Genomic DNA, 21,804 nt, shown 5'->3' on the forward strand with positions numbered 1-21,804 from the left:
GAAATGAAAACCGCTTTGACCAAAAGCCTGCGTATCGGATTTACGCTTTTACTTGTTGTCGCCGCCATTGCCGGTGGTGTGCATCTTTATGATTATTACATGAACGAGCCCTGGACCCGCGATGGCCGGATCAGTGCCGATGTGGTGTCGATTGCGCCCGACATTGCCGGGCTCGTGGCCGAGGTAAAGGTCACCGACAACCAGCCGGTCAAGGCAGGGGACGTTTTGTTCACCATTGATGGCGCGCGCTATCAGGTGGCCGTCGATCAGGCGCGTGCAAAACTTGAAAGTGCCAAGGCCGCCCGTGATCAGGCCGCGCGCGAGGTCAATCGTTATGGCGGGCTTGATAGTGCCGTGGTGTCAGCCCAGAAAAAGGAACAGGTCAAAACCAGCCTTGCAACCGCACAGGCCGCCCTTGATCTGGCCAAGGCCGATCTTGATCTGGCGGAATTGAATCTGTCGCGCACCCGCGTTGTGGCACCGGTGGATGGTGTGGTTACCAACTTTTCGCTGCGTCCGGGCAATTATGTTGGTGCCGGAACCGCGATTGCCGCCCTTGTTGACAGCAGTTCGTTTTATGTCGCGGGCTATTTCGAAGAAAACAAATTGCCGCGCATTGCGATTGGCGATCGCGTCAAGGTCAGCCTGATGGGTGAAGATCGTCCGATTGACGGCCATGTCGCAAGCATCGCAAGCGGCATTCAGGATAGCGAACGGTCAGGCAGTTCTGCCGGTCTGGCACAGGTCAAACCGACCTTCAGCTGGGTCCGGCTGGCCCAGCGCGTTCCGGTTCGCGTTGCCCTTGATCACGTGCCCGAGGGTGTGAAGCTGGTCGCCGGGCGGAGTGCGGTCGTTACCATCGAACAGGAAAGTGCCCCGTCGGATGGCGGGCTGAACATCAGCAGGCTGTTCTGATCCTGTGCGGTGATTTTGGTATGATGCAGTGCAAAAAGTGACTTGCAGTGCAAAACAAGTTTGGGTAATTTTCGTAAAAATTAACGTCAAATATTGAACGAAAATTATCAAACGGGAGAAATCTGATGGCTGCTGCCCCACGTCCGCGCCGTTCTGTGCTTTATATGCCGGGATCGAATGCCCGTGCACTGGAAAAAGGCAGAAGCCTTCCGGCCGATGGCCTTATTCTTGATCTTGAAGATGCGGTTGCCCCGGATGCCAAGGATACCGCGCGCGAACAGATCGTCGCCGCCCTTGCCGAGGGCGGATATGGCAAACGTGAAATCCAGATCAGAACCAACGGCCTGAATACCCCGTGGGGCTATGCCGATATTGTAGCGGCGTCAAAGACGTCTGCCGATGCGATCCTGCTGCCCAAGGTCGAAAGTGCCGATACGGTCCGTCAGGTCGCCAATATCATGGAGGCCGAGGGGGCCCATGCCGGCATGACCATCTGGTGCATGATGGAAACGCCGCTTGCGATGCTGAATGCCAAGGAAATAGCCGGTGCGCACCCGCGACTGGGCGGTTTTGTCATGGGGACGTCGGATCTGGCCAAGGATCTGAACTGTGCCCATACGCCGGACCGTTTGCCAATGATCACAAGTCTTGGTCTTTGCCTGTTGGCCGCGCGGGCCTATGGGTTGGCGATCCTGGATGGTGTGCATCTTGATCTGGGGGATGATGACGGGTTTGCGGCATCCTGCAAGCAGGGGCGCGAGCTTGGCTTTGATGGCAAGACGCTTATTCATCCCAAAACCATTGCGGCGGCCAATGCGGCCTTTGCCCCGGCCCAAAGCGAAATTGACTGGGCGCGGAAAATCATTGCCGCCCACCAAGAAGCCGCAGCCGCGGGCAAGGGGGTTGTCGTGGTGGATGGCAAGCTGATTGAAAACCTGCATGTGGTGTCGGCCAAGAAGCTGGTGGCGATGGCCGATCTGATTTCCGAAATGGATGCTGGCTGAAATCGGGCCGAAACGGTCCGCGTCCGATCCCCAAAACAGGCATGAAAAAGGCCGGCCGGGATCATTGCGGAACGTATTTGCAGGAACTTTGCCATTCAGGGAGGCTAGAAATGTCAAAGACCAATCCGGGTAATTATTTTGAGGATTTCCAGATCGGACAGGAAATCCGCCACGCCACACCGCGCACGATTACCAGTGGTGATGTCGCCCTTTATACCGGGCTTTACGGACCGCGCTTTGCGGTTCAGGCATCGGACGAATTTGCCCGTTCTATCGGGTTCCAGTCGGCCCCGGTCGATGATCTTTTGGCCTTTCACATGGTGTTTGGCAAAACCGTACCGGATGTGTCGCTTAATGCGGTGGCCAATCTTGGCTATGCGGGCGGGGTGTTCGGGGTGCCGGTTTATCCCGGTGATACGGTCAGTTCGGTCTCAACCGTGATCGGTTTGAAGGAAAATTCAAACGGCAAGACCGGTGTGGTTTATGTCAATTCCGTCGGACGCAATCAGCGCGGTGAGATGGTTCTCGATTACAATCGCTGGGTCATGGTGCGCAAGCGCGATGAAAATGCCCCGGCCCCTGAAACCGTTTTGCCCGAATTGCCCGGGATGGTCGCACCCGAGGCGTTTCAGATCCCGGTCGGTCTTGCGATGACATCCTATGAAACGCAGCTGGCCGGATCACCGCATCGCTGGGATGACTATTATGTCGGCGAGAAGATCGATCATGTTGATGGCATGACCCTTGAAGAATCCGAACATCAGATTGCGACGCGACTCTATCAAAACACTGCCAAGGTCCATTTCGATCAGGTGGCGGCCAATCAAGGCCGGTTTGGCAAACGCCTGATTTATGGCGGACATATCATTTCACTGGCGCGCGCACTTTCATTCAACGGGCTTGGCAACGCATTCCGGATTGCCGCGATCAATGCCGGGGCCCATGCCAACCCGGCCTTTGCCGGGGATACGGTATTTGCCTGGTCCGAGGTGCTTGGAAAATTCGAGCTGCCGGGCAGGCGGGATCTGGGGGCGCTGCGTCTGCGTCTTGTTGCGGTGCGCAACCGTCAGGCCAGTGATTTCCCGTTGCGTAGCGAGGATGGCAAATATCATCCCGATGTGTTGCTTGATTTCGATTACACGGTGCTGATGCCGCGGTGATCCTTGTGCGAGCCCCTGTTCCGGCCCTGTGTTGGTCCGGGGCTGTGGCCGGCTTTCCTTAACCGTTCTTTTGTGATGTCGGGGGTAATTTGACGCGGTCTGGCGTTCTGATCTTGATCAGGCGTTATCGCATCCACATGTGTTTGCAATAAATTCGGCCTGAACCAGGGGCAGTTTCCTTGCGTAAGAAGGTCTAATTGTGCAATTGCTAAATCCACGTTACGTCGTATGCGCGTCAAATGGATGACCCTGTGTTGTTCATTGAACCCTTCCCGCGGGGGTGTTTACGGCGTCTGAGAGGTCAACCTACGTAGTTAAACGGAGGCAGTTGAGGCGTTTTTGTCCTGAATTCTTTGGATTTAGAAGGGGTTCAGATTGACTCAAACCCGCTGCATGGGTAAATAAACCCTGCTTTCCCGCCAGCTACTTTGAGAAGAGGCAATTCCGCTATGAGCAAAGCCAATCGGCCGCTGTCTCCGCACTTGCAGGTGTACCGGCTTCCGATGACGGCAAAGATGTCCATCTCCTTCCGCGCGATGGGTGTCGGCCTTGCCATTGGTTTCGTATTTTTGGCGTCCTGGCTGATTGGTGCCGGCGCTGGTCGTGACGCCTTTAACGGCTATCACGCATTTTTCACCTCGTGGTTTGGTCTGCTGCTGCTGTTCGGTTGGACGGCGGCGTTTTATTACCACGCTTGCAACGGTATCCGTCACCTGATCTGGGATACCGGTCGCGGCCTGACGAATGAGGGTGCTGCCAAAGGCAACCCGATCGTCCTTGGCGCGGCAGTTGTGCTGACCATTATCACCTGGATCATCGGTCTGGCCTAAGGCCGGGCAAGAGGGGACAAACTTGTCATGAAGATGCAATCCGATCTAGGCCGTGTCCGCGGTCTCGGTTCTGCCAAAAGTGGCTCTTCGCACTGGTGGACCCAGCGCGTTACGGCTGCTGCGAACCTTCCGCTCGGCATCTGGTTCATTCTTTCGATTCTTGCAGGGCACACGGCCGATTACGATGCCGTTCACGCCTGGTTGAGCTCGTACTTCCACTCGACCATGATGATCCTTCTGATCATCAGCGTTGCTGTGCATTTCACGCACGGCCTGCAGGTCGTGATCGAAGATTATGTGCATAACCGTAAAGCAGAAGTGATTTCGCTGATGCTGATCAAAGCTGTTGCGGCGTTCCTGTCGGTTGCAGCCATCGTATCAGTCCTGCGTATCGTTTTTGCCGGAGCCTGAGCCAATGACTGAATCATATAAAATTATCGACCATAACTACGACGTCGTTGTTATGGGTGCGGGCGGCGCTGGTCTTCGCGCGACGCTGGGCACGGTTGAAGCCGGCCTGAAAACCGCATGTATCACCAAGGTCTTCCCGACCCGTTCGCACACCGTTGCTGCCCAGGGCGGTATCGGTGCATCGCTTGGCAACATGTCCGAGGATCACTGGCAGTGGCATATGTATGACACCGTCAAGGGTTCCGACTGGCTTGGTGACCAGGACGCGATCGAATATATGTGCCGTAACGCCGTTCCGGCGGTTCATGAACTTGAACATTACGGCATGCCGTTCTCGCGGACCGAAGATGGCAAAATCTATCAGCGTCCGTTCGGTGGCCACACCCGCGACCACGGCAAGGCGCCGGTTGAACGTGCCTGTGCTGCGGCTGACCGTACCGGTCACGCCATGCTGCATACGCTTTATCAGCAGTGCCTGAAGCACAAAGCCGAATTCTTTGTCGAATATATCGCCCTTGATCTGATCATGGATGACGATGGTTCGTGCAAAGGTCTGGTTGCCTGGGATCTTGATACCGGCGAACTGCACCGTTTCAACGCCAAGATGGTCATTCTGGCATCTGGCGGTTATGGCCGTGCATTCTTCAGCTGCACCTCGGCCCATACCTGTACCGGTGACGGTCATGGCATGGTGGCCCGTGCGGGTCTTGGTCTTCAGGACATGGAATTCGTTCAGTTCCACCCGACCGGCATTTACGGTTCGGGCTGCCTGATCACCGAAGGTGCCCGTGGTGAAGGTGGTTACCTGACCAACTCCGAAGGCGAACGTTTCATGGAACGTTATGCGCCGACCGTTAAGGACCTTGCATCGCGTGACGTTGTGTCGCGCGGCATGGCACAGGAAATCCGTGATGGTCGCGGCGTTGGCGAACATGGCGAATATATCCACCTGCATCTTGAACATCTTGGTTCGGAAGTACTTTGGGAACGTCTGCCGGGTATTACCGAAACCGCAAAAATCTTTGCCGGTGTTGATGCGACCAAGGAGCCGATCCCGGTTCTTCCGACGGTCCATTACAACATGGGCGGTATTCCGACCAACTATAAGGGCGAAGTTCTGCGTCCGACCGCTGATGATCCGAACGCAATCGTTCCGGGCCTGATGGCGGCGGGTGAAGCAGCTTGCGTGTCGGTCCACGGTGCAAACCGTCTGGGCACCAACTCGTTGCTCGACCTTGTTGTGTTTGGCCGTGCATGTGGTCTTCATGCCGCCGAAGTGGTCGACAGCAAAGCATCGTTCAAGGAACTCAAAACCAACGATGGCGACGAAGCGATTGCACGTTTCGACCGTCTGCGCTGGGCAAAGGGTTCGCGTCCGACTGCGGATATCCGACTGGAAATGCAGCGCGTCATGCAGGGCAACTGCGGCGTGTTCCGGACCTCGGAAATCCTCAAGGAAGGCGTTGGCAAATTGGCCGAAACCGCAAAGACGCTTCCCGACGTCGGCGTTTCGGATCGCTCCCTCATCTGGAACTCGGACCTGGTCGAGACTCTCGAGCTTGAGAACCTCATGACCTGTGCCGCAGCAACCATGAATTCGGCAGAAGCGCGTCATGAATCGCGTGGTGCACATGCCCACGAAGATTATCCGAAGCGTGATGACGAAGTCTGGATGAAGCACACGATCGCCAAGGTCGACACCGAGAAGGGCTATGGCGTTGATCTGACCTATCGTCCGGTCAATACCTTCACCCTGACCGACGAAGTGTCGTATATCGAGCCGAAAGAGCGCGTCTATTAAGGCGCGGCAAGAGAGGATTTGAGAGATGGTAGAATTCAATCTTCCCGCCAATTCGGTCGTGAAAGAGGGCAAGTCGTTCTCTGCTCCGGCTGACGCGAAGAATGTCCGTTCGTTCAAGATCTATCGTTATGATCCCGATAGCGGCGATAACCCGCGTACGGATACCTACGATATCGATCTCGACAAATGTGGTCCGATGGTTCTGGACGCGCTGATCAAGATCAAGAACGAGATCGACGCGACCCTGACTTTCCGCCGTTCATGCCGCGAAGGCATTTGCGGTTCGTGCGCGATGAATATCGATGGCCGTAACACGCTTGCGTGCTTGAAGCCGATCGAAGACATCAAGGGCGAAGTAAAGATCTATCCGCTGCCGCATATGCCGGTGGTCAAGGATCTGGTGCCTGATCTGTCGCAGCCTTATGCACAGCTTGCTTCGATCGAGCCGTGGCTTAAAGCTGACAGCCCGACCCCGCCGGATGGCGAACGTCTTCAGTCGCGTGAAGAACGTGCGAAGCTTGATGGTCTTTGGGAATGCATTCTGTGCTTCTCCTGCTCTACCGCGTGCCCGTCCTACTGGTGGAACTCCGACCGTTACCTCGGCCCGGCTGTTCTGCTTCAGGCATATCGCTGGTTGGCAGACTCGCGTGACGAATATACCGGTGAACGTCTCGATGCACTCGAAGATCCGTTCCGCCTGTATCGTTGCCACACGATCATGAACTGCACCAACACCTGCCCGAAAGGCCTGAATCCGGCGCTTGCGATCACCGAAATCAAAAAGATGATCGCAGAACGCCGCGCCTAAGCCGCAGGCTGTGTTGCCCTGATATTGGCGTTTTACGCCAGCATGTTAAAGCCGCCGGAGATCACGGATCCCGGCGGCTTTTTCGTCTGTGATCAGGATGTTAACCCTGCAATTACGCAATTGGGTTATGATGCTTCCGGCTCTTTTGCTCGAACATGGGGAATGACCGTCTTGTTTATGCGCCGCCAGTTTGAATTTGCACCTTTGCGTTCCGTTATCGGGCTTGGAATGGTTCTGGCCGTTGCGGCCTGCGGGGATACCAGTCCGAACTGGGAACCGCAGGATATGTTTGCAGCCCCCACCGAGGCAAAGCTTGATGACCGTTACCGGGCGATGATCGATTTCAAGGCGATGGCGCGCGACGAGACGGGCAAGGAATATGCCGCCGGTCCGAAGGCCACCGTCATGGGCGCCGTCGAAGAGGCGGTTGCCATGTGCAGCCAGGCCAATGCACAAGGCTGCAAGGCGGTGCGGGTCGGGCTGACATGGGTCGATGGTCTTGATCAGGCTGCCATTGAAAGCGTGATCAAATCCTATGGCGATACCATGACGGCCGAGGCCTATCAGGCGGCAGGTCAGGGCAATATGGGGGCCGCCAACTGGCTTGCCTATCATTATGCGGTGCGCGGCGAAAACCTTGATGAGGCGGAAAGACTTTCCAAACAGGCGCTTGCGGTGGCGCCCGATGATCCCGGGGCACTTGATACCTATGGGCTGATTTTGTACCGCCAGGGGCGCTATGCCGAGGCCGAGGAAGTTTTCATTCGGGTCAACAAGGCAATGCCGACCGCAGAACATATTGCCCATTTCGCCGACAATGCCCTGGCGATGGGGAAAACCGATATGGCGCGTGCGGCCTATCAGCGTGCATTGCAGGCCGGGGCGGGCCCGGTTCTGTCGCAAACCATTCAGAAGCGCCTTCTGGCGCTTGATCTTAATAGCGGTGGCAACATCCAGCCCGCGCAATGACCCGGCATATCATCTTTGATTGCGACGGTGTCCTGATCGACAGCGAAATTCTGTCTTTTGCGGTCGATGAAAGGATGCTGCCCGAATATGGCATTAGCCTGGGGGCTGCAGAACTTGCACGCACATTCGGTGGTGTTGCCTATCGCGAGATGGTGGCCGGGCTGAATGCGCGATTTGGCACCGATATTGACCCGGCTGCCTATCAGCAACAGTGCGAGGCCGAACTGGCGCGCCTGTTTGCAACCGATCTGCGGGCCATTGCCGGGATGGCTGAGCTGCTTGGGTGCCTGACTGTGCCTTTTGCCCTGGCTTCGGGGAGTGACTTGGCGCGGCTTGATCAGTGTCTTTCGATAACCGGACTGTCCGAATTCTTTGAAGGACGCATTTTCTCAGCCCAACAAGTGACACGGGGCAAGCCCGCGCCGGATGTTTTCCTGCTTGCTGCGAAAACTTGCGGATGGGAGCCGGAAAGCTGCCTTGTGATCGAAGACAGCCCGTCCGGGGTGGTTGCAGCCGGTGCGGCGGGGATGCGGTGTGTCGGGTTTCTTGGCGGGGCGCATCGCAATGCCGGGGACGAAGGTATCCTGCGCGATGCCGGGGTGGAATATGTTGCAGGAAGCAGCGAGGATTTGCACCGCTACCTGCGTGAGTTGGGTCTGATCAGCCGGAATGGTGATGGTAGGGGTTAAGCCCAGTCCAGTGTGATGACGTCGCCATCGACCAGGGGCAGGTCAACTTCATTAAGGTTGTTGCCCGGACCCGAACGATCCACGATCAGAAAATCGCTGTCTTCTTCCAGCACCAGAAGCGGGTGATGCCAGACATTCTTGGCATAGGTCACCCCCTGCGTTCCGTCCGAAAGGAAGGCGCGCAGGTTTTCCGGGGCCGGATCATCCGTACCTGATGCCACGACGATCAGGAATTTCTGCCCCGACAGAGGCATGAAGGCCTGCGAACCCAGTGGATGACGTTCCATCATCGTGATTTCAATCGGTTTTGGCCGCGGTGTGCCGCGAAAGATGCTGATGATCGGAGCCCCGCCTTCGTCAGCGACATCAACGCGCGAGATGTCGTGAAACCGGGTGGTGGTGCCCTGATTGATCTTGTAGCTGTCGCGCGCGGTGGCGATCGAAATGACTTCGCCAAACGGGGCGAAGGCATCTTGGGTCAGGTGTTCGACCGGAAGCTTCATACCTGCACAATCCTTTTGGTTGGTGGCGGTTTATCTGGTGGCCGGTTTGCCAAGGATGCGCAGACGGCTGATGCCGCCATCCGGGATCGAATTAACCCGCAAATGTGTGACCGGCCCATTGACGGTCAGGGCCGATGCGTCGAATTCGTGGATGTGATCAGCCTGCATTTTGCTTTCGGGCAGGATGGTTGACCAGAACATGGACCGTGCGCGCAGCGATTTGTCCTTTTCACCGTCCACATAGGCCCCCTGGATCGAAACGCGGTCCGGGTAGTTGCCCTTGAAGTGGCAGGTATCAACGATGATTTTTTCGATCTCGCCGGGGTGGCCAAGTTCGACGATCAGCCATTCATTGCCCGGTTCGCGGCGACGACGGGTTTCCCAGCCATCCCCCATATTGACCCCGCGGCCCGGTGCCAGAATGGCGTTCGGGTTGCCGTAATGGGCATCGGACCAGCCAACAACCACGCCGCCATTGATCATGGCCGCAAGGTCGACCTGTTCGCCCTTGGCGGCCATTTCCGTCCAGTCGCGGTTCGGGCGACCATAGACACGCAGGCGGGCAACACCGCCATCAGGGTAAATATGCAGGCGAACGTGGGTATAAATGGCGTCCGATGTCACGTCGGCAAAGTGATGGGCACTGGCACCAAGGCCCATGGGGGCAACGATTTCATCCCATTTGGCATCATCGGCCGGATCGCCATTCGGGCAATAGCAGCCTTCAAGCGAAGCGGCTGGCGGGAAGTTGCCGGTAAAGTGGCTGGTGTCGATATCAACACCGTAAATCCGCCCCGAAGTCGCCAGGCGGACGACGCAGTAATCATGGCCTTCGACCCGTTTGCGGCGGCTTTCCCAGCCATCCATCCATTTGCCATGATCGTCATAGCGATCCGGATAGAACACGGCGTCACCGGTTTGCAGCATCCGCTGTTTGTCGGCAAAGAAATCATCTGTCGCAAAAATGGCCTCTGCGCCAAGACGTTCATCGGCAAGGTTGACAAACTTCCGGGTAAATTCCGGTGCGTCGTGATTTTCCTGATGGCTCATGGTCGTAAAATCCTGAAATGGTCGTTTATTATTCGGTGATCAATCCGGTTGGCCAGACGCCCGGTTTACAGCGCTTCCAGCCGCAATTTTGCAATGCGATGGACCTGATTGATCGCCTCGTTAAATTCGGTTTCGACGTCGTTTTTCACCCGCCGTTCAAAGGCGGCAAGAATATCGGTGCGATGGAACCCCTTGACCGCAAAGATAAACGGAAAACCGAACTTCTGTTTGTAAAGGTCATTGAGTTCGGTAAAGCGGGCCAACTCATCGGCGCTGCATTGATCAAGACCCGCCCCCATCTGTTCGTTCTGGGACGAGGTCGTCAGATCGGCAAGGGCCAGTTTCCCGGCAAGGTCGGGATGGGCGCGCAAAAGTGCCAGCTTGTCGGCATCAACCGCCCCGTTGACAATGGCCGCCATCGCATCGGCCAAGGCCGCCGGCGTGTTATGGGCATCGGTGATGCCGCGATCATAAAGTTGTTCGGCGATCCAGGGCGAATGTTCGTAAACCCCGCCATACAGCGAGACAAAGGCGCTTTTGGCCAATGTGCTGGGCGGGCGGGTTTCAAACAGGGATTTGGTGGATTCTGTCATGATATTGGTGTTCCTGCGTCTGTCTCAGCCAGCGAACGGATGATGTTCGCGCCAGTGGCGGGCGATATCGATCCGGCGGGCAAACCAGACGTCATCGTGGCTTTGGACGTAATCGACGAAACGTTTCAGTGCTGCAAAGCGGCCCGGACGCCCGACCAGTCGGCAATGCAGACCAAGTGACAGCATGCGCGGGGTATGTGCGCCTTCTTCGTAGAGGGTGTCGAAGCTGTCCTTGAGATACTGGAAATACTGTTCGCCGGAATTGAAACCCTGAAGGGCGGCAAAACGCATGTCGTTGGCATCAAGGGTATAGGGCACGATCAGATGCGGCTTTTCTGTCTGGGTGCTCCAGAACGGAAGTTCGTCACTATAGTCATCAGCGTCATAGAGGAAGCCGCCTTCCTCATTGACCAGGCGGCGGGTATTTGGGCTGGTGCGGCCGGTGTACCAGCCAAGCGGACGTTCGCCGGTAACGTCCTTGATGATATCAATCGCCTTGTGAAGATGTTCGCGTTCGATATCTTCGGGCACATATTGATAGTCAATCCAGCGATAGCCGTGCGAGCAAATCTCGTGTCCATCCTTCATCGCGACTTCGCCAACTTTTGGATGGCGGGCAAGGGCCATGGCGACGGCAAAGATGGTGATCGGGATCTGGCGTTCGCGAAACAGGTTCAGGATGCGCCACACACCAACGCGCGAGCCGTACTCGTAAATCGACTCCATGCTCATATGACGCACACCTTCGCGCATGTCGGCACCGACGATTTCAGACAGGAACGCCTCGGACGCGCGGTCACCATGCAGGATGCAGTTTTCACCGCCTTCTTCGTAATTCAGGACAAACTGAACAGCCACGCGTGCGCCATTGGGCCAATTGGCCTTGGGCGGGTTTTCGCCATATCCGATCAAGTCGCGCGCATATGTCTGGTCGTTCATCTGGGCCTTCTCCTGAATTCTAATCGGTCCTGTGCCTAACGCCCGGCTTTGTTGTGGGGACCGTTTGGTGTAGCATCTTTGTGGTTACAATTAACCATAGGTCGCGGTGCAGCAAGGGATAAACCCGTGCCTGCCGGACCTGATAAGTGCCGCACTATCAAGACGGTTTTGATAATGTTCCTGGACGGAAGGTAAGTAGGGCCACGTTTTACGCGGTCTTCCAAGGCTTTTTGCCACGGTTGCATGTTATAGTGCCTTAAACTGATACATTCGTTTTTCAAAGAATTATTGATATAGTTTCACTTTATCCCCTCTTTCCCGAGGGCAGGCGGAATGCGACCCTTTTGAAGCGCTATAAAGTTCGACACAAAACCAAAGGGCCCGCCCCAAAAAGAATGTCGAACACGGGAGAAGCGACCGACCACAAAAGTAAGAATAAGAGAGAGGAGGCCCGGCATGGGACGACTGACTACCCATGTACTGGATACGGCAAAAGGCTGCCCGGCTGCTGGAATCCGCATTGAGCTGCACCGCTATGGCAATGGTCATGATGATCTGGTTGCCGAGGCCGTGACCAATGCCGATGGCCGCACCGATGCGCCGATGCTTGAAGGTGCCTCTTTCAAACCCGGTGAATATCAACTGGTGTTCCATGCCGGGGCGTATTTTGATGCGTGCGGGGAAAATCTTCCCGATCCCAAATTCCTTGATCAGGTTGTCATCCGGTTCGGTATTTCTGACGGGCAGGCGCATTATCATGTGCCGCTGTTGCTGTCGCCGTTCGGCTATTCCACCTATCGCGGAAGCTGAGGTTGATCATGGCGCACGCGACCGGTTCTTTCCGTTCTGATATCCGTTTTCTTCTGGGCAATGAGGAACGCAGCCTGCGTGATGTTGATCCGCAGATGACCGTGCTTGAATATCTGCGTCTGTCCGAACGCAAGTCCGGCACCAAGGAAGGCTGTGCCGAAGGCGATTGCGGTGCCTGTACCGTCGTTCTGGGGGAGCCGGATGGCAAGGGCGGCATGGCGTATCGTACGGTCAATGCCTGTATCCAGTTTGTGCCGACCTTGGACGGCAAGCAGCTTTTGACGGTCGAGCATCTTAAATCAAGTGACGGCACCCTTCATCCCGTACAGCAGGCGATGGTCGATACCCATGGATCGCAATGCGGGTTCTGCACGCCGGGCTTTGTCATGAGCCTTTATCAGCTTTGGCTTGATGGTGGTGAAGATGACCGCGGTGCGATCAATGATGCGCTGGCGGGGAACCTTTGCCGGTGCACAGGCTATGGCCCGATCATCGAGGCCGCCCGCAAGGCTGGCGGGGTTGCTGCCAACGACGCGGCAGAGCAAAAGCGTCGTTCGGACATTGCGGCCCGTCTGAGTGCGATGGTTGATGGTGCGGGTACGCTGGCGCTTGAACATCCCGCAGGGCGCTATTACGCGCCGCAAACATCTGATGAACTTGCCGCACTTCTGGTCCAGCATCCCGATGCCACGGTTCTGGCCGGGGGGACGGATGTCGGACTTTGGGTGACCAAGATGCTCAAACGTCTCGATCCGATCATTTATATTGGCGATGTCGCAGACCTGAAATCGGTCAGCGAAACCGAAGATGCCCTGATCATCGGGGCTGGTGTGACCTATAGCCGCGCCCATGATGCGCTTGGTCGGGTTGCTGCTGATGTCGGGGAGTTGGTACGCCGGATCGGTTCGCGGCAAATTCGCAATGCCGGAACCGTGGGGGGCAATATTGCCAATGGATCGCCAATTGGTGACACACCACCTGCCCTGATTGCGCTGGGGGCCAAGATTGTTTTGCGCATGGGTGATGTAAGACGCGAAGTCGCCCTTGAAGATTTCTTTGTGACCTATGGCAAACAGGACCGTCATCCGGGCGAGTTTGTGCAAAGCGTGATCGTGCCCAAACCGGCCAAAGGTGTGGTGTTCAAGGCCTACAAGATTTCCAAACGGTTTGATCAGGACATTACCGCGGTGCTTGGCGCCTTTGCGATCAAGGTCGTTGAGGGCAAGGTAGTGGAATTCCGTGCGGCGTTTGGTGGCATGGCCGGCACCCCGATGCGGGCTGCCAAATGCGAAGCGGCCATGATCGGCAAGGACTGGAATGAAGCCAGCCTGAATGCGGCCCAACTGGCACTGGCCAAGGATTTCGCACCGATGACCGATATGCGGGCATCAAAGGAATACCGCATGCTGGTGGCCCAGAACTTGTTGACCAAGCTGTTTATCGAAACCAACGCACCCGAAATTGCCACCCGCCTTGTCGGCAAGGAGGCAGCCCATGTCTGATCAGATCAGCCAAACCGAAACCGATGAAGTGATCGCCCCGACCGCCGGTCTTTCGGGTGGGGTGCGGTCCAGTTCCAAACATGATAGCGGCCCGAAACATGTGGCGGGCGAAGCGGTCTATATCGATGACATTATCGAACCATATGGCACGCTTCATCTGGCCCCGGGTGCGGCAACGATTGCGCATGGCAAGATCAGGAAGATGGATCTGTCCAAGGTCCGGTCCGCCCCCGGTGTGGTTTGCGTTCTGACCGCGGATGATGTGCCTGGTGTCAATGACGTGTCACCCGCCCACACCCATGATGATCCGGTTTTGCCCGATGGTATCGTGCAGTTCTATGGGCAGCCGGTATTTTGCGTCGCGGCCGAAACCCGTGCACAGGCCCGCGCGGCCGCCAAGCTTGCGGAAATCGAATATGAAGAACTGCCAGCAGTTCTGTCGATTGAAGATGCACTGGAAAAGCAGCAATTCGTCGCCCCGCCACATGTGATGAAACAGGGTGATGCCAAATCGGCCCTGGCCAAGGCCAAAAATCGTCGTGCCGGGCGGATGGAAATTGGCGGGCAGGATCACTTTTACCTCGAAGGTCAGATCACCTTTGCCATCCCGCAGGAGGATGGCGATGTTCTTTTGCATTGTTCGACCCAGCATCCATCCGAGGTCCAGCACAATATCGCCAATGTCCTTGGCCGTCCGGCAAATGCGGTGACGGTCGAGGTCCGCCGTATGGGCGGCGGTTTTGGCGGCAAGGAAACGCAGGCATCACAATGGGCGGCACTGGCCGCCATTGTGGCGGTGAAAACCGGACGTCCGGCCAAATTCCGTCTGGACCGTGATGATGACATGGTCATGACCGGCAAGCGCCATGACTTTATCGTTGATTATGACGTCGGCTTTGATGATGACGGGCGGATTTGCGGCCTTGATCTTCAATACGCGGCCAATTGCGGGTTTTCCGCCGATTTGTCTGCTGCGATTGCCGACCGCGCGATGTTCCATACCGACAATGCCTATTACCTTGGCGATGTTGAAATCAGATCATATCGCTGCAAAACCAACCTTGTGTCCAATACCGCATTCCGCGGGTTTGGCGGGCCGCAGGGGATGGTGGCAATCGAGCGCATCATTGATGAAATCGCCATGACCATCGGGCGCGATCCGATGGATGTGCGCATTGCCAACTATTACGGCACCAAGGATCGCAATACGACGCCATATCATATGGTGGTCGAAGACAATGTTCTGCCGGAACTGACCGACGACATCCTTAAAGCCAGTGATTATCGCAAGCGCCGCGCCGAGATCGAAGCATTCAATGCCGAAAGCCCGGTTCTGAAAAAGGGCCTGTCCCTGACGCCGGTGAAGTTCGGCATTTCCTTTACCACCACCTTCCTTAACCAGGCGGGCGCGCTGATCCATATTTATCAAGATGGTTCTGTGCATCTGAACCATGGTGGCACGGAAATGGGGCAGGGGCTTTTCATCAAGGTGGCCCAGGTCGTTGCCGAAGAATTCCAGATCGATCTGGATCAGATCAAGATCACTGCAACCAATACCGGCAAGGTTCCCAATACATCGGCAACCGCGGCATCAAGCGGGGCGGATATGAACGGTATGGCTGCGCGTGATGCGGCGATGACGATCAAGAACCGCCTGATTGCCTTTGCGGCGGAAAAATACGGTGTTGCGGAAAGTGCCGTGCGCTTTGTACCGGGCAAAATCATTGTCGGGGATGTGGCGGAGCTTGCCTTTGCCGATCTGATCAAGCAGGCGTATCTGGCGCGTGTGTCACTGTCGGCGACCGGCTATTACGCGACACCGAAAATCCATTATGACCGCGAAACCGCGTCGGGTCGGCCGTTCTATTACTTTGCCTATGGCATGGCCTGTTCAGAAGTTCTGATTGATACCCTGACCGGTGAATACAAGGTGACGCGGGTCGATATCATCCATGATGTCGGGCGGTCGCTTAATCCGGCGATTGACCGTGGTCAGATCGAAGGCGGTTTCATTCAGGGCATGGGATGGCTGACTTCCGAAGAATTATGGTGGGATGACAAGGGCAACCTGCGGACCCACGCGCCATCGACCTATAAAATCCCGGCCTGTTCGGATCGTCCGGAAGATTTCCGAATGGAATTGTGGTCGTCCGGACGAAACGTGGAAAAAACCATTCATCGGTCCAAGGCCGTGGGCGAGCCGCCCTTGATGCTGGCAATTTCGGTGCACCGTGCGATTGCCGATGCGGTGGCATCGGTTGCCGATCACAAGGTGGTGCCAAACCTTGATACCCCGGCAACGCCCGAGGCGGTTCTTTATGCGGTGGCCGATGTTGCCAAACGCATGATCGAACAGGCCGGGCAGCCGGTTTCGGTCGCAGGGGAATGAAGCCATGACCCTTTCCTTGCGTGATCATATCAGTGTTCTGTCCGGATCCGATGCGGTGGTGCTGGTGTCGGTGGCGGCGATCAAGGGATCGACCCCGCGCGAGGTCGGGGCATTCATGCTGATTACGTCTGGCAAAATAGCGGGCACGATTGGCGGCGGTAATCTTGAACATCAGGTGACCTTGCAGGTACGCGGCGTGCTGGAAAGCGATGTTGCGAACATGCCTGTTGCCGGGATCAAACGCTTTCCGCTGGGGCCGGGTTTGGGCCAGTGTTGCGGCGGTTCGGTCGAAGTTGGTTTCCATCTGTTAAGTGATGGCGATCGCGCCGATCTGAGAACAGTATTGACCGATATTGTTGCGCGCCCTGTTTCACAATCCGGGCGCTGGGTGATGTTGCCGGTCGATGGCGGTCAGGGCCGCACCGAGTTGGTGGGGGCGGACACGACGAATGCCACGATGCTGGCATCCGGATTTGGCACAGCACGCGGCGGGATCATGGCAATCAATGGTCTGGATATGCTGTGTTTGCGCCTTGATGAAGCGCTTACACCGATGTGGATTTTCGGGGCCGGCCATGTTGGCAAGGCAATCGTACAGGCCATGGCACCCTTGCCGTTTGATGTGCATCTGGTCGATTCGCGTGATGCGTATCTTGATCTGCCAGAAAGCAAAAAACTTCATATCATTCAAAGTGATAGACCAGAGTTGGAGGTGTCCGACATCCCGTCTGGTGCCCATGTTTTGATCCTGACCCATAACCATGCGCTGGATTTTGACATTTGCCGGGCCGCGATCATGCGCGATGACCTTGGTTTTGTCGGCATGATTGGCAGCCAAACCAAACGGGCACGTTTCATTCGACGGCTTTCTGATCGGGGGTTGGGCGCGGTTGAGATCAGCCGTTTGACATGCCCGATTGGGATTCAAGGCATTACCGGAAAACAGCCGGTGGTGATTGCGGCATCGGTTGCCGCGCAATTGTTGTCCGTGCGCGAAGCACAGATGGCACAAAATCAGACGACCAAAACCGCGTCAGACGGGGTCGTGCGATTATAAAGCCTTCATTGAAGGACTTTTTAATGATAAAGGGCCGCGAAATGACGGCCCAGTCAGGTGATCTGGGGACCAGATCAGGGGTTTCGTAAAGGAGATTTTGGCTGTGTGTGACGCCAAAGGCCATATGCGCCACGCCGTGGATTTGTCGCGGCAAAAAATGGAAGAGGGATGCGGTGGTCCGTTCGGCGCAATCATTGTTCGCAATGGCGAAGTGATTGCAGAAGGGTGGAACAATGTGACCTCCAACAATGATCCGACTGCCCATGCAGAGGTCAGCGCCATTCGTGCGGCCTGTGCCAAGCTGGGGACTTTCAATCTGTCGGGTTGTGAAATCTATACCAGTTGCGAACCCTGCCCGATGTGTCTTTCGGCGATCTATTGGGCCCGTCTTGACAAGATCTATTATGCCAATGGCCGCGAGGATGCTGCTGCCATCGGTTTTGATGATCAGTTCCTGTATGATGAAGTGGCAAAGCCGATCCATGATCGTTCCTTGCCGATTGTCCATGTCGATTTGCCCGAAGCGCGCGAAGTATTTGCCGCGTGGGATGCCAAAACCGACAAGATCGAATATTGAGACCGTTTGATTGCAAACCGTTATGCGGTAAAACCGCCGGGGCCTTGTAAATCATATCGCTAAATAGGGGTGGCAACAGTGACGTCAATGACCGGTGATGCCGGGGCAGAAGCAATGAAGGGGAATGCACCTGCGCAGTTGGAAGTGCGCGGCGTGACCAAGGCCTTTCCGGGCTGTCTGGCCAATGACGATATCAGTTTCCGTATCGAGCCTGGCGAAATCCATGCACTGCTCGGGGAAAACGGCGCAGGCAAAAGTACGCTTGTGAAGATCATTTATGGTGTGCTTCAGGCCGATCAGGGTGACCTGATCTGGGAAGGCAAACCGGTAACCATCCATAGCCCGCATGACGCGCGCGAAATGGGTGTTGGTCTGGTGTTCCAGCATTTCTCGCTGTTTGAAACCATGACGGTTCTGGAAAATATCGCGCTTGCCATGAATGATGTGCGCGATATGGCCGTCCTGCGCCAGAAAGTGATCGAAGTCGAAAAGACCTATGGCCTGCCGCTTGATCCGGATCGCCATGTCTATACGCTTTCGGTTGGCGAACGTCAGCGCATCGAGATTGTGCGGTGCCTGTTGCAGAACCCCAAGCTGCTTATTCTTGATGAGCCGACCTCGGTCCTGACACCGCAAGAAGTCGAAAAGCTGTTTGAGACGCTCCGTCGTCTGGCCGATGAAGGTTGTGCGATCCTTTATATCAGCCACAAGCTGCACGAGGTCAAAGCGCTGTGTCAGCGCGCGACCGTCCTGCGCGGTGGCAAGGTGGTTGGCGGCTGTGACCCGCGCGAGGAAACCGCAAAATCCATGGCCGAAATGATGATCGGCCAGAAACTGACCGCGCCGGATCGGGGCAAGCAGCGTGAATTTGGCGATGTGCGCCTTGACGTTACCGACCTGTCGCTGATCAGTGACGAGCAGTTTGGCACTCACCTTAAGAACATCAATCTCAAGGTCCGCGGTGGCGAGATCATGGGCGTTGCCGGCGTTGCCGGGAACGGTCAGAACGAACTGTTCCAGGCACTTGCCGGCGAGACCGAGCATGAAGCAGCCCCCGACAGCATCAAGATCGATGGCAAATCGGTGGCCCATTTCGGCCCGCGTCGCCGTCGTCGTCTTGGGGCGGCCTTTGTGCCCGAAGAACGCAACGGCCATGGTGCTGTGCCCGATATGAGCCTGTCGGAAAACGGGTTCCTGACGGCGTTTCGACGCATGGCGCTTGCCGCGCGCGGTTTGATCCGCGAAGTCCCGACAAGGTCCTTTGCCGATAACATCATCAAGACATTTGATGTGCGCACGACCGGGGCAGGGGCTGAGGCCGGATCGCTTTCGGGCGGCAACCTTCAGAAATTCATTGTCGGGCGTGAAATCCTTCAGGATCCGGGTGTGCTGGTGATTTCGCAGCCGACCTGGGGTGTGGATGCCGGTGCCGCCAGTGCCATTCATCAGGCCTTGCTTGATCTTGCGGCCAAGGGCACGGCGGTTCTGGTGATTTCACAGGACCTGGACGAGATTTTTGCCATTTGTGATTCGGTTGTGGTGATGTCGGAAGGCAAAATGTCCAAACCGCGTCCGATGGCCGATGTCAGTATTGAAGAGATCGGTTTGTTGATGGGGGGCCTTCATGATCTTGAAGGCAACGCGACCCCGGCGAACGACATGGAAGAAACAGGAGGTCGCGTTGGTCAGGCTTGAACCCCGTCGCCAGCATTCCCAGGCGATGGTTTATCTGTCGCCGGTTCTGGCAATTTTCATGACGCTGGTGGTCGGCGGGATCATCTTTGCCTTTATGGGCAAGAACCCGTTTGATGCGCTTTACACCTTCTTCATTCTGCCGATCAATAACAGCTATGGCATTTCCGAGCTGTTTGTGAAGGCCACCCCGCTTGTCATCATTGCGGTCGGTCTTGCCATGGGGTTCCGGGCCAATGTCTGGAATATCGGGGCCGAAGGCCAGCTGACCATGGGGGCGATTTTCGGCGGTGGTATGGCGCTTTATTTCCATGACAGCGAAAGCGCACTTTTGCTGCCGGCGATGTTTGTGCTGGGCGCGATTGGCGGGGCGTTCTGGGCATCGATCCCGGCCTTGCTGCGCACCAAATTCAATGCCAACGAAATCCTGACCAGTTTGATGCTGACCTATGTGGCAACACTGTTCTTAAGCTTCCTGGTGCATGGCCCGTGGCGTAACCCCGAAGGGTTCAACTTCCCGGAATCGCGTCCGTTCCCGGATGCCGGGTTGCTGCCGATCATTTATGACGGCACGCGTGTGCACCTTGGCACGGCCATTGCCGTCTTTGTGGTGATTGCCGGCTGGTTGTTGCTGTCAAAATCCGTGATCGGTTTCCAGTTGCGCGTTGTCGGCAAGGCGCCGCAGGCCGCCCGCCACGTCGGTTTCCGCCAGAAACGTATGGTGTGGTTCACCCTGCTTCTGGGTGGGGCGCTTGCCGGTCTTGCCGGTCTGTTCGAAGTATCGGGTCCGATCGGCCAGTTGCAGCCGCAAATATCGCCCGGTTACGGCTTTACCGCGATTATTGTGGCCTTCCTTGGGCGGTTGCATCCGGTCGGCATTTTGTTTGGCGGTCTGATCATGGCGCTGACCTATCTGGGGGGCGAGCTTGCCCAGATCACGCTTGGTCTGCCCAATGCGGTAACGGGACTGTTTCAGGGGATCTTGCTGTTCTTCCTGCTGGCCTGTGACGTTCTGACCAAATATCGCATTCGTTTCGGTTCAATCGCGGCCAAAGGGAGAACCGCATAATGGAATGGCTTGTACCCTTTATCCTGACCGTGATTACCGCATCGACGCCGCTTTTGCTGGCGGCATCGGGCGAGCTGGTGACCGAGAAGTCCGGGGTTCTGAACCTTGGTGTCGAAGGCATGATGCTGGTCGGTGCGATTGCCGGTTTTGCGGTGACCGCATCAAGTGGATCGGCCATTCTTGGCATTCTGGCCGCGGTTGTGGCAGGCGTTCTGATGTCGCTGATCTTTGCGTTTCTGACCCTGAGCCTGATGGCCAATCAGGTGGCGACAGGCTTGGCGCTGACCATTTTCGGGATCGGGTTTTCGGCCCTTGTCGGTTCGAAGTTTGTCGGCTTTGCGATTGATCCGCTGCCGGCCCTTTCGATCCCGGGCATCAGTGCCATTCCGGTGATTGGTCCGATTCTGTTCGGGCAGGATTTCCTGGTTTATCTTTCGATTGCCGTTGTGATCGGAGTTGGCTGGTTCCTGGCAAAATCGCGGGCGGGTCTTGTGCTTAAGGCAGTTGGGGATTCGCATCATTCAGCCCATGCCATCGGCTATTCCGTGATCAAGATCCGCTATCTTGCCACCATGTTTGGCGGGGCTATGGCCGGTCTTGGCGGGGCGTACCTTTCACTGTCCTATACGCCGATGTGGGCGGAAAACATGACTGCTGGTCGTGGCTGGATTGCGCTGGCGCTGGTGGTGTTTGCGACCTGGCGTCCTGGCCGTTTGCTGGCAGGGGCATATATGTTCGGCCTGATTTCGGTCATGCAGCTTCATGCCCAAGGGGCCGGCATTCATGTGCCCAGCCAGTTCATGTCGATGCTGCCGTATCTGGCGACCGTGATTGTGCTGGTGATTATTTCCAGCGACCGTGCGAAAATCAGACTGAATGCGCCTGCCTGTATTGGTCAGGCGTTCCGACCGGCCCAATAAGGGCCGGTCTGCTTGCTGGACCGGAACGCGTCAAATGACGTTCCGGCCTGTCGGGAGGAAAAGCTCATACCGGACCAAAACTCACACAAGCTGATCGGGGGATCTGGCGAAAAGTG

The 21,804-nt window shown here is 56.5% G+C and carries 21 protein-coding genes; 17 read left to right on the top strand and 4 right to left on the bottom strand.

All coding sequences use genetic code 11. From position 1 onward, the window contains the following. The first annotated feature begins 3 nt into the window (after window positions 1-3). The 9 genes from SIB88_RS03535 to SIB88_RS03575 all read left to right on the top strand — a co-directional run bounded on the left by SIB88_RS03535 (window position 4) and on the right by SIB88_RS03575 (window position 8,587). The gene (locus SIB88_RS03535) at window positions 4-915 is read left to right on the top strand and encodes an efflux RND transporter periplasmic adaptor subunit (RefSeq protein ID WP_412559346.1); all 912 of its coding nucleotides are present in this window, start codon (window positions 4-6) and stop codon (window positions 913-915) included. A gap of 125 nt (window positions 916-1,040) precedes the next feature. Then, entirely contained in the window at window positions 1,041-1,919 is an 879-nt protein-coding gene (locus SIB88_RS03540) for an HpcH/HpaI aldolase/citrate lyase family protein (protein ID WP_412559347.1), read from the top strand. 110 nt (window positions 1,920-2,029) lie between these two features. Continuing rightward, entirely contained in the window at window positions 2,030-3,079 is a 1,050-nt protein-coding gene (locus SIB88_RS03545; protein ID WP_412559348.1) for a MaoC family dehydratase, read from the top strand. 449 nt (window positions 3,080-3,528) lie between these two features. Continuing rightward, window positions 3,529-3,909 carry a succinate dehydrogenase, cytochrome b556 subunit gene (sdhC, locus tag SIB88_RS03550; protein WP_101245254.1) on the top strand — a complete coding sequence of 127 codons (381 nt, stop codon included), beginning with the start codon at window positions 3,529-3,531 and terminating at the stop codon, window positions 3,907-3,909. Between the two features lie 27 nt (window positions 3,910-3,936). Then, the gene (sdhD, locus tag SIB88_RS03555; RefSeq protein ID WP_101245255.1) at window positions 3,937-4,320 is read left to right on the top strand and encodes a succinate dehydrogenase, hydrophobic membrane anchor protein; all 384 of its coding nucleotides are present in this window, start codon (window positions 3,937-3,939) and stop codon (window positions 4,318-4,320) included. Window positions 4,321-4,324: 4 nt separating this feature from the next. Further along, entirely contained in the window at window positions 4,325-6,121 is a 1,797-nt protein-coding gene (sdhA, locus tag SIB88_RS03560; protein ID WP_101245256.1) for a succinate dehydrogenase flavoprotein subunit, read from the top strand. Between the two features lie 25 nt (window positions 6,122-6,146). Next, window positions 6,147-6,929, top strand: coding sequence for a succinate dehydrogenase iron-sulfur subunit (locus SIB88_RS03565; RefSeq protein ID WP_101245257.1), 783 nt, complete (start codon window positions 6,147-6,149; stop codon window positions 6,927-6,929). Window positions 6,930-7,091: 162 nt separating this feature from the next. Next, complete coding sequence (locus SIB88_RS03570) at window positions 7,092-7,898, top strand: tetratricopeptide repeat protein (protein WP_228194685.1); 807 nt, start codon at window positions 7,092-7,094, stop codon at window positions 7,896-7,898. After that, the gene (locus SIB88_RS03575) at window positions 7,895-8,587 is read left to right on the top strand and encodes an HAD family hydrolase (protein ID WP_412559349.1); all 693 of its coding nucleotides are present in this window, start codon (window positions 7,895-7,897) and stop codon (window positions 8,585-8,587) included. The genes SIB88_RS03570 and SIB88_RS03575 overlap by 4 nt, the downstream gene beginning before the upstream one ends. Here the strand turns inward: SIB88_RS03575 and SIB88_RS03580 are convergent. From SIB88_RS03580 to puuE, 4 genes are all read right to left on the bottom strand, one after another. After that, window positions 8,584-9,090, bottom strand: a complete 507-nt coding sequence (locus SIB88_RS03580; RefSeq protein WP_206926673.1) for an ureidoglycolate lyase — start codon at window positions 9,088-9,090, stop codon at window positions 8,584-8,586. The two genes, SIB88_RS03575 and SIB88_RS03580, sit on opposite strands and share 4 nt — an antisense overlap. A 30-nt stretch (window positions 9,091-9,120) precedes the next feature. Further along, the gene (gene alc / locus SIB88_RS03585) at window positions 9,121-10,140 is read right to left on the bottom strand and encodes an allantoicase (RefSeq protein ID WP_412559350.1); all 1,020 of its coding nucleotides are present in this window, start codon (window positions 10,138-10,140) and stop codon (window positions 9,121-9,123) included. Window positions 10,141-10,205: 65 nt separating this feature from the next. Then, window positions 10,206-10,733 (bottom strand): 2-oxo-4-hydroxy-4-carboxy-5-ureidoimidazoline decarboxylase, encoded by a 528-nt coding sequence (gene uraD, locus SIB88_RS03590; protein WP_250281599.1) that lies wholly within the window; start codon window positions 10,731-10,733, stop codon window positions 10,206-10,208. A 24-nt stretch (window positions 10,734-10,757) separates the two neighbouring features. Next, window positions 10,758-11,672 (bottom strand): allantoinase PuuE, encoded by a 915-nt coding sequence (puuE, locus tag SIB88_RS03595; protein ID WP_101245262.1) that lies wholly within the window; start codon window positions 11,670-11,672, stop codon window positions 10,758-10,760. 456 nt (window positions 11,673-12,128) lie between these two features. Between puuE and uraH the strand changes: the two genes are divergently transcribed. From uraH to SIB88_RS03635, 8 genes are all read left to right on the top strand, one after another. Beyond that, complete coding sequence (gene uraH, locus SIB88_RS03600) at window positions 12,129-12,482, top strand: hydroxyisourate hydrolase (protein WP_101245263.1); 354 nt, start codon at window positions 12,129-12,131, stop codon at window positions 12,480-12,482. Between the two features lie 8 nt (window positions 12,483-12,490). Beyond that, complete coding sequence (gene xdhA / locus SIB88_RS03605) at window positions 12,491-13,984, top strand: xanthine dehydrogenase small subunit (protein ID WP_412559351.1); 1,494 nt, start codon at window positions 12,491-12,493, stop codon at window positions 13,982-13,984. After that, window positions 13,977-16,373: a xanthine dehydrogenase molybdopterin binding subunit gene (gene xdhB / locus SIB88_RS03610; protein WP_412559352.1), complete on the top strand. Its 2,397-nt coding sequence runs from the start codon at window positions 13,977-13,979 to the stop codon at window positions 16,371-16,373. The genes xdhA and xdhB overlap by 8 nt, the downstream gene beginning before the upstream one ends. A gap of 4 nt (window positions 16,374-16,377) precedes the next feature. After that, the gene (xdhC, locus tag SIB88_RS03615) at window positions 16,378-17,430 is read left to right on the top strand and encodes a xanthine dehydrogenase accessory protein XdhC (protein WP_412559353.1); all 1,053 of its coding nucleotides are present in this window, start codon (window positions 16,378-16,380) and stop codon (window positions 17,428-17,430) included. A gap of 103 nt (window positions 17,431-17,533) precedes the next feature. Then, window positions 17,534-18,007, top strand: coding sequence for a nucleoside deaminase (locus tag SIB88_RS03620; protein ID WP_220153943.1), 474 nt, complete (start codon window positions 17,534-17,536; stop codon window positions 18,005-18,007). 87 nt (window positions 18,008-18,094) lie between these two features. Next, complete coding sequence (locus tag SIB88_RS03625) at window positions 18,095-19,702, top strand: ABC transporter ATP-binding protein (RefSeq protein WP_228195137.1); 1,608 nt, start codon at window positions 18,095-18,097, stop codon at window positions 19,700-19,702. Further along, the gene (locus tag SIB88_RS03630; RefSeq protein ID WP_412559354.1) at window positions 19,689-20,768 is read left to right on the top strand and encodes an ABC transporter permease; all 1,080 of its coding nucleotides are present in this window, start codon (window positions 19,689-19,691) and stop codon (window positions 20,766-20,768) included. Before SIB88_RS03625 ends, SIB88_RS03630 begins: the two co-directional genes overlap by 14 nt. Continuing rightward, window positions 20,768-21,688 carry an ABC transporter permease gene (locus SIB88_RS03635; protein ID WP_101245268.1) on the top strand — a complete coding sequence of 307 codons (921 nt, stop codon included), beginning with the start codon at window positions 20,768-20,770 and terminating at the stop codon, window positions 21,686-21,688. Before SIB88_RS03630 ends, SIB88_RS03635 begins: the two co-directional genes overlap by 1 nt. Window positions 21,689-21,804: the final 116 nt, after the last annotated feature.

This window comes from Thalassospira sp. MIT121401 (genome assembly GCF_047125595.1).
Taxonomy (GTDB): Bacteria; Pseudomonadota; Alphaproteobacteria; order Rhodospirillales; family Thalassospiraceae; genus Thalassospira; species Thalassospira povalilytica.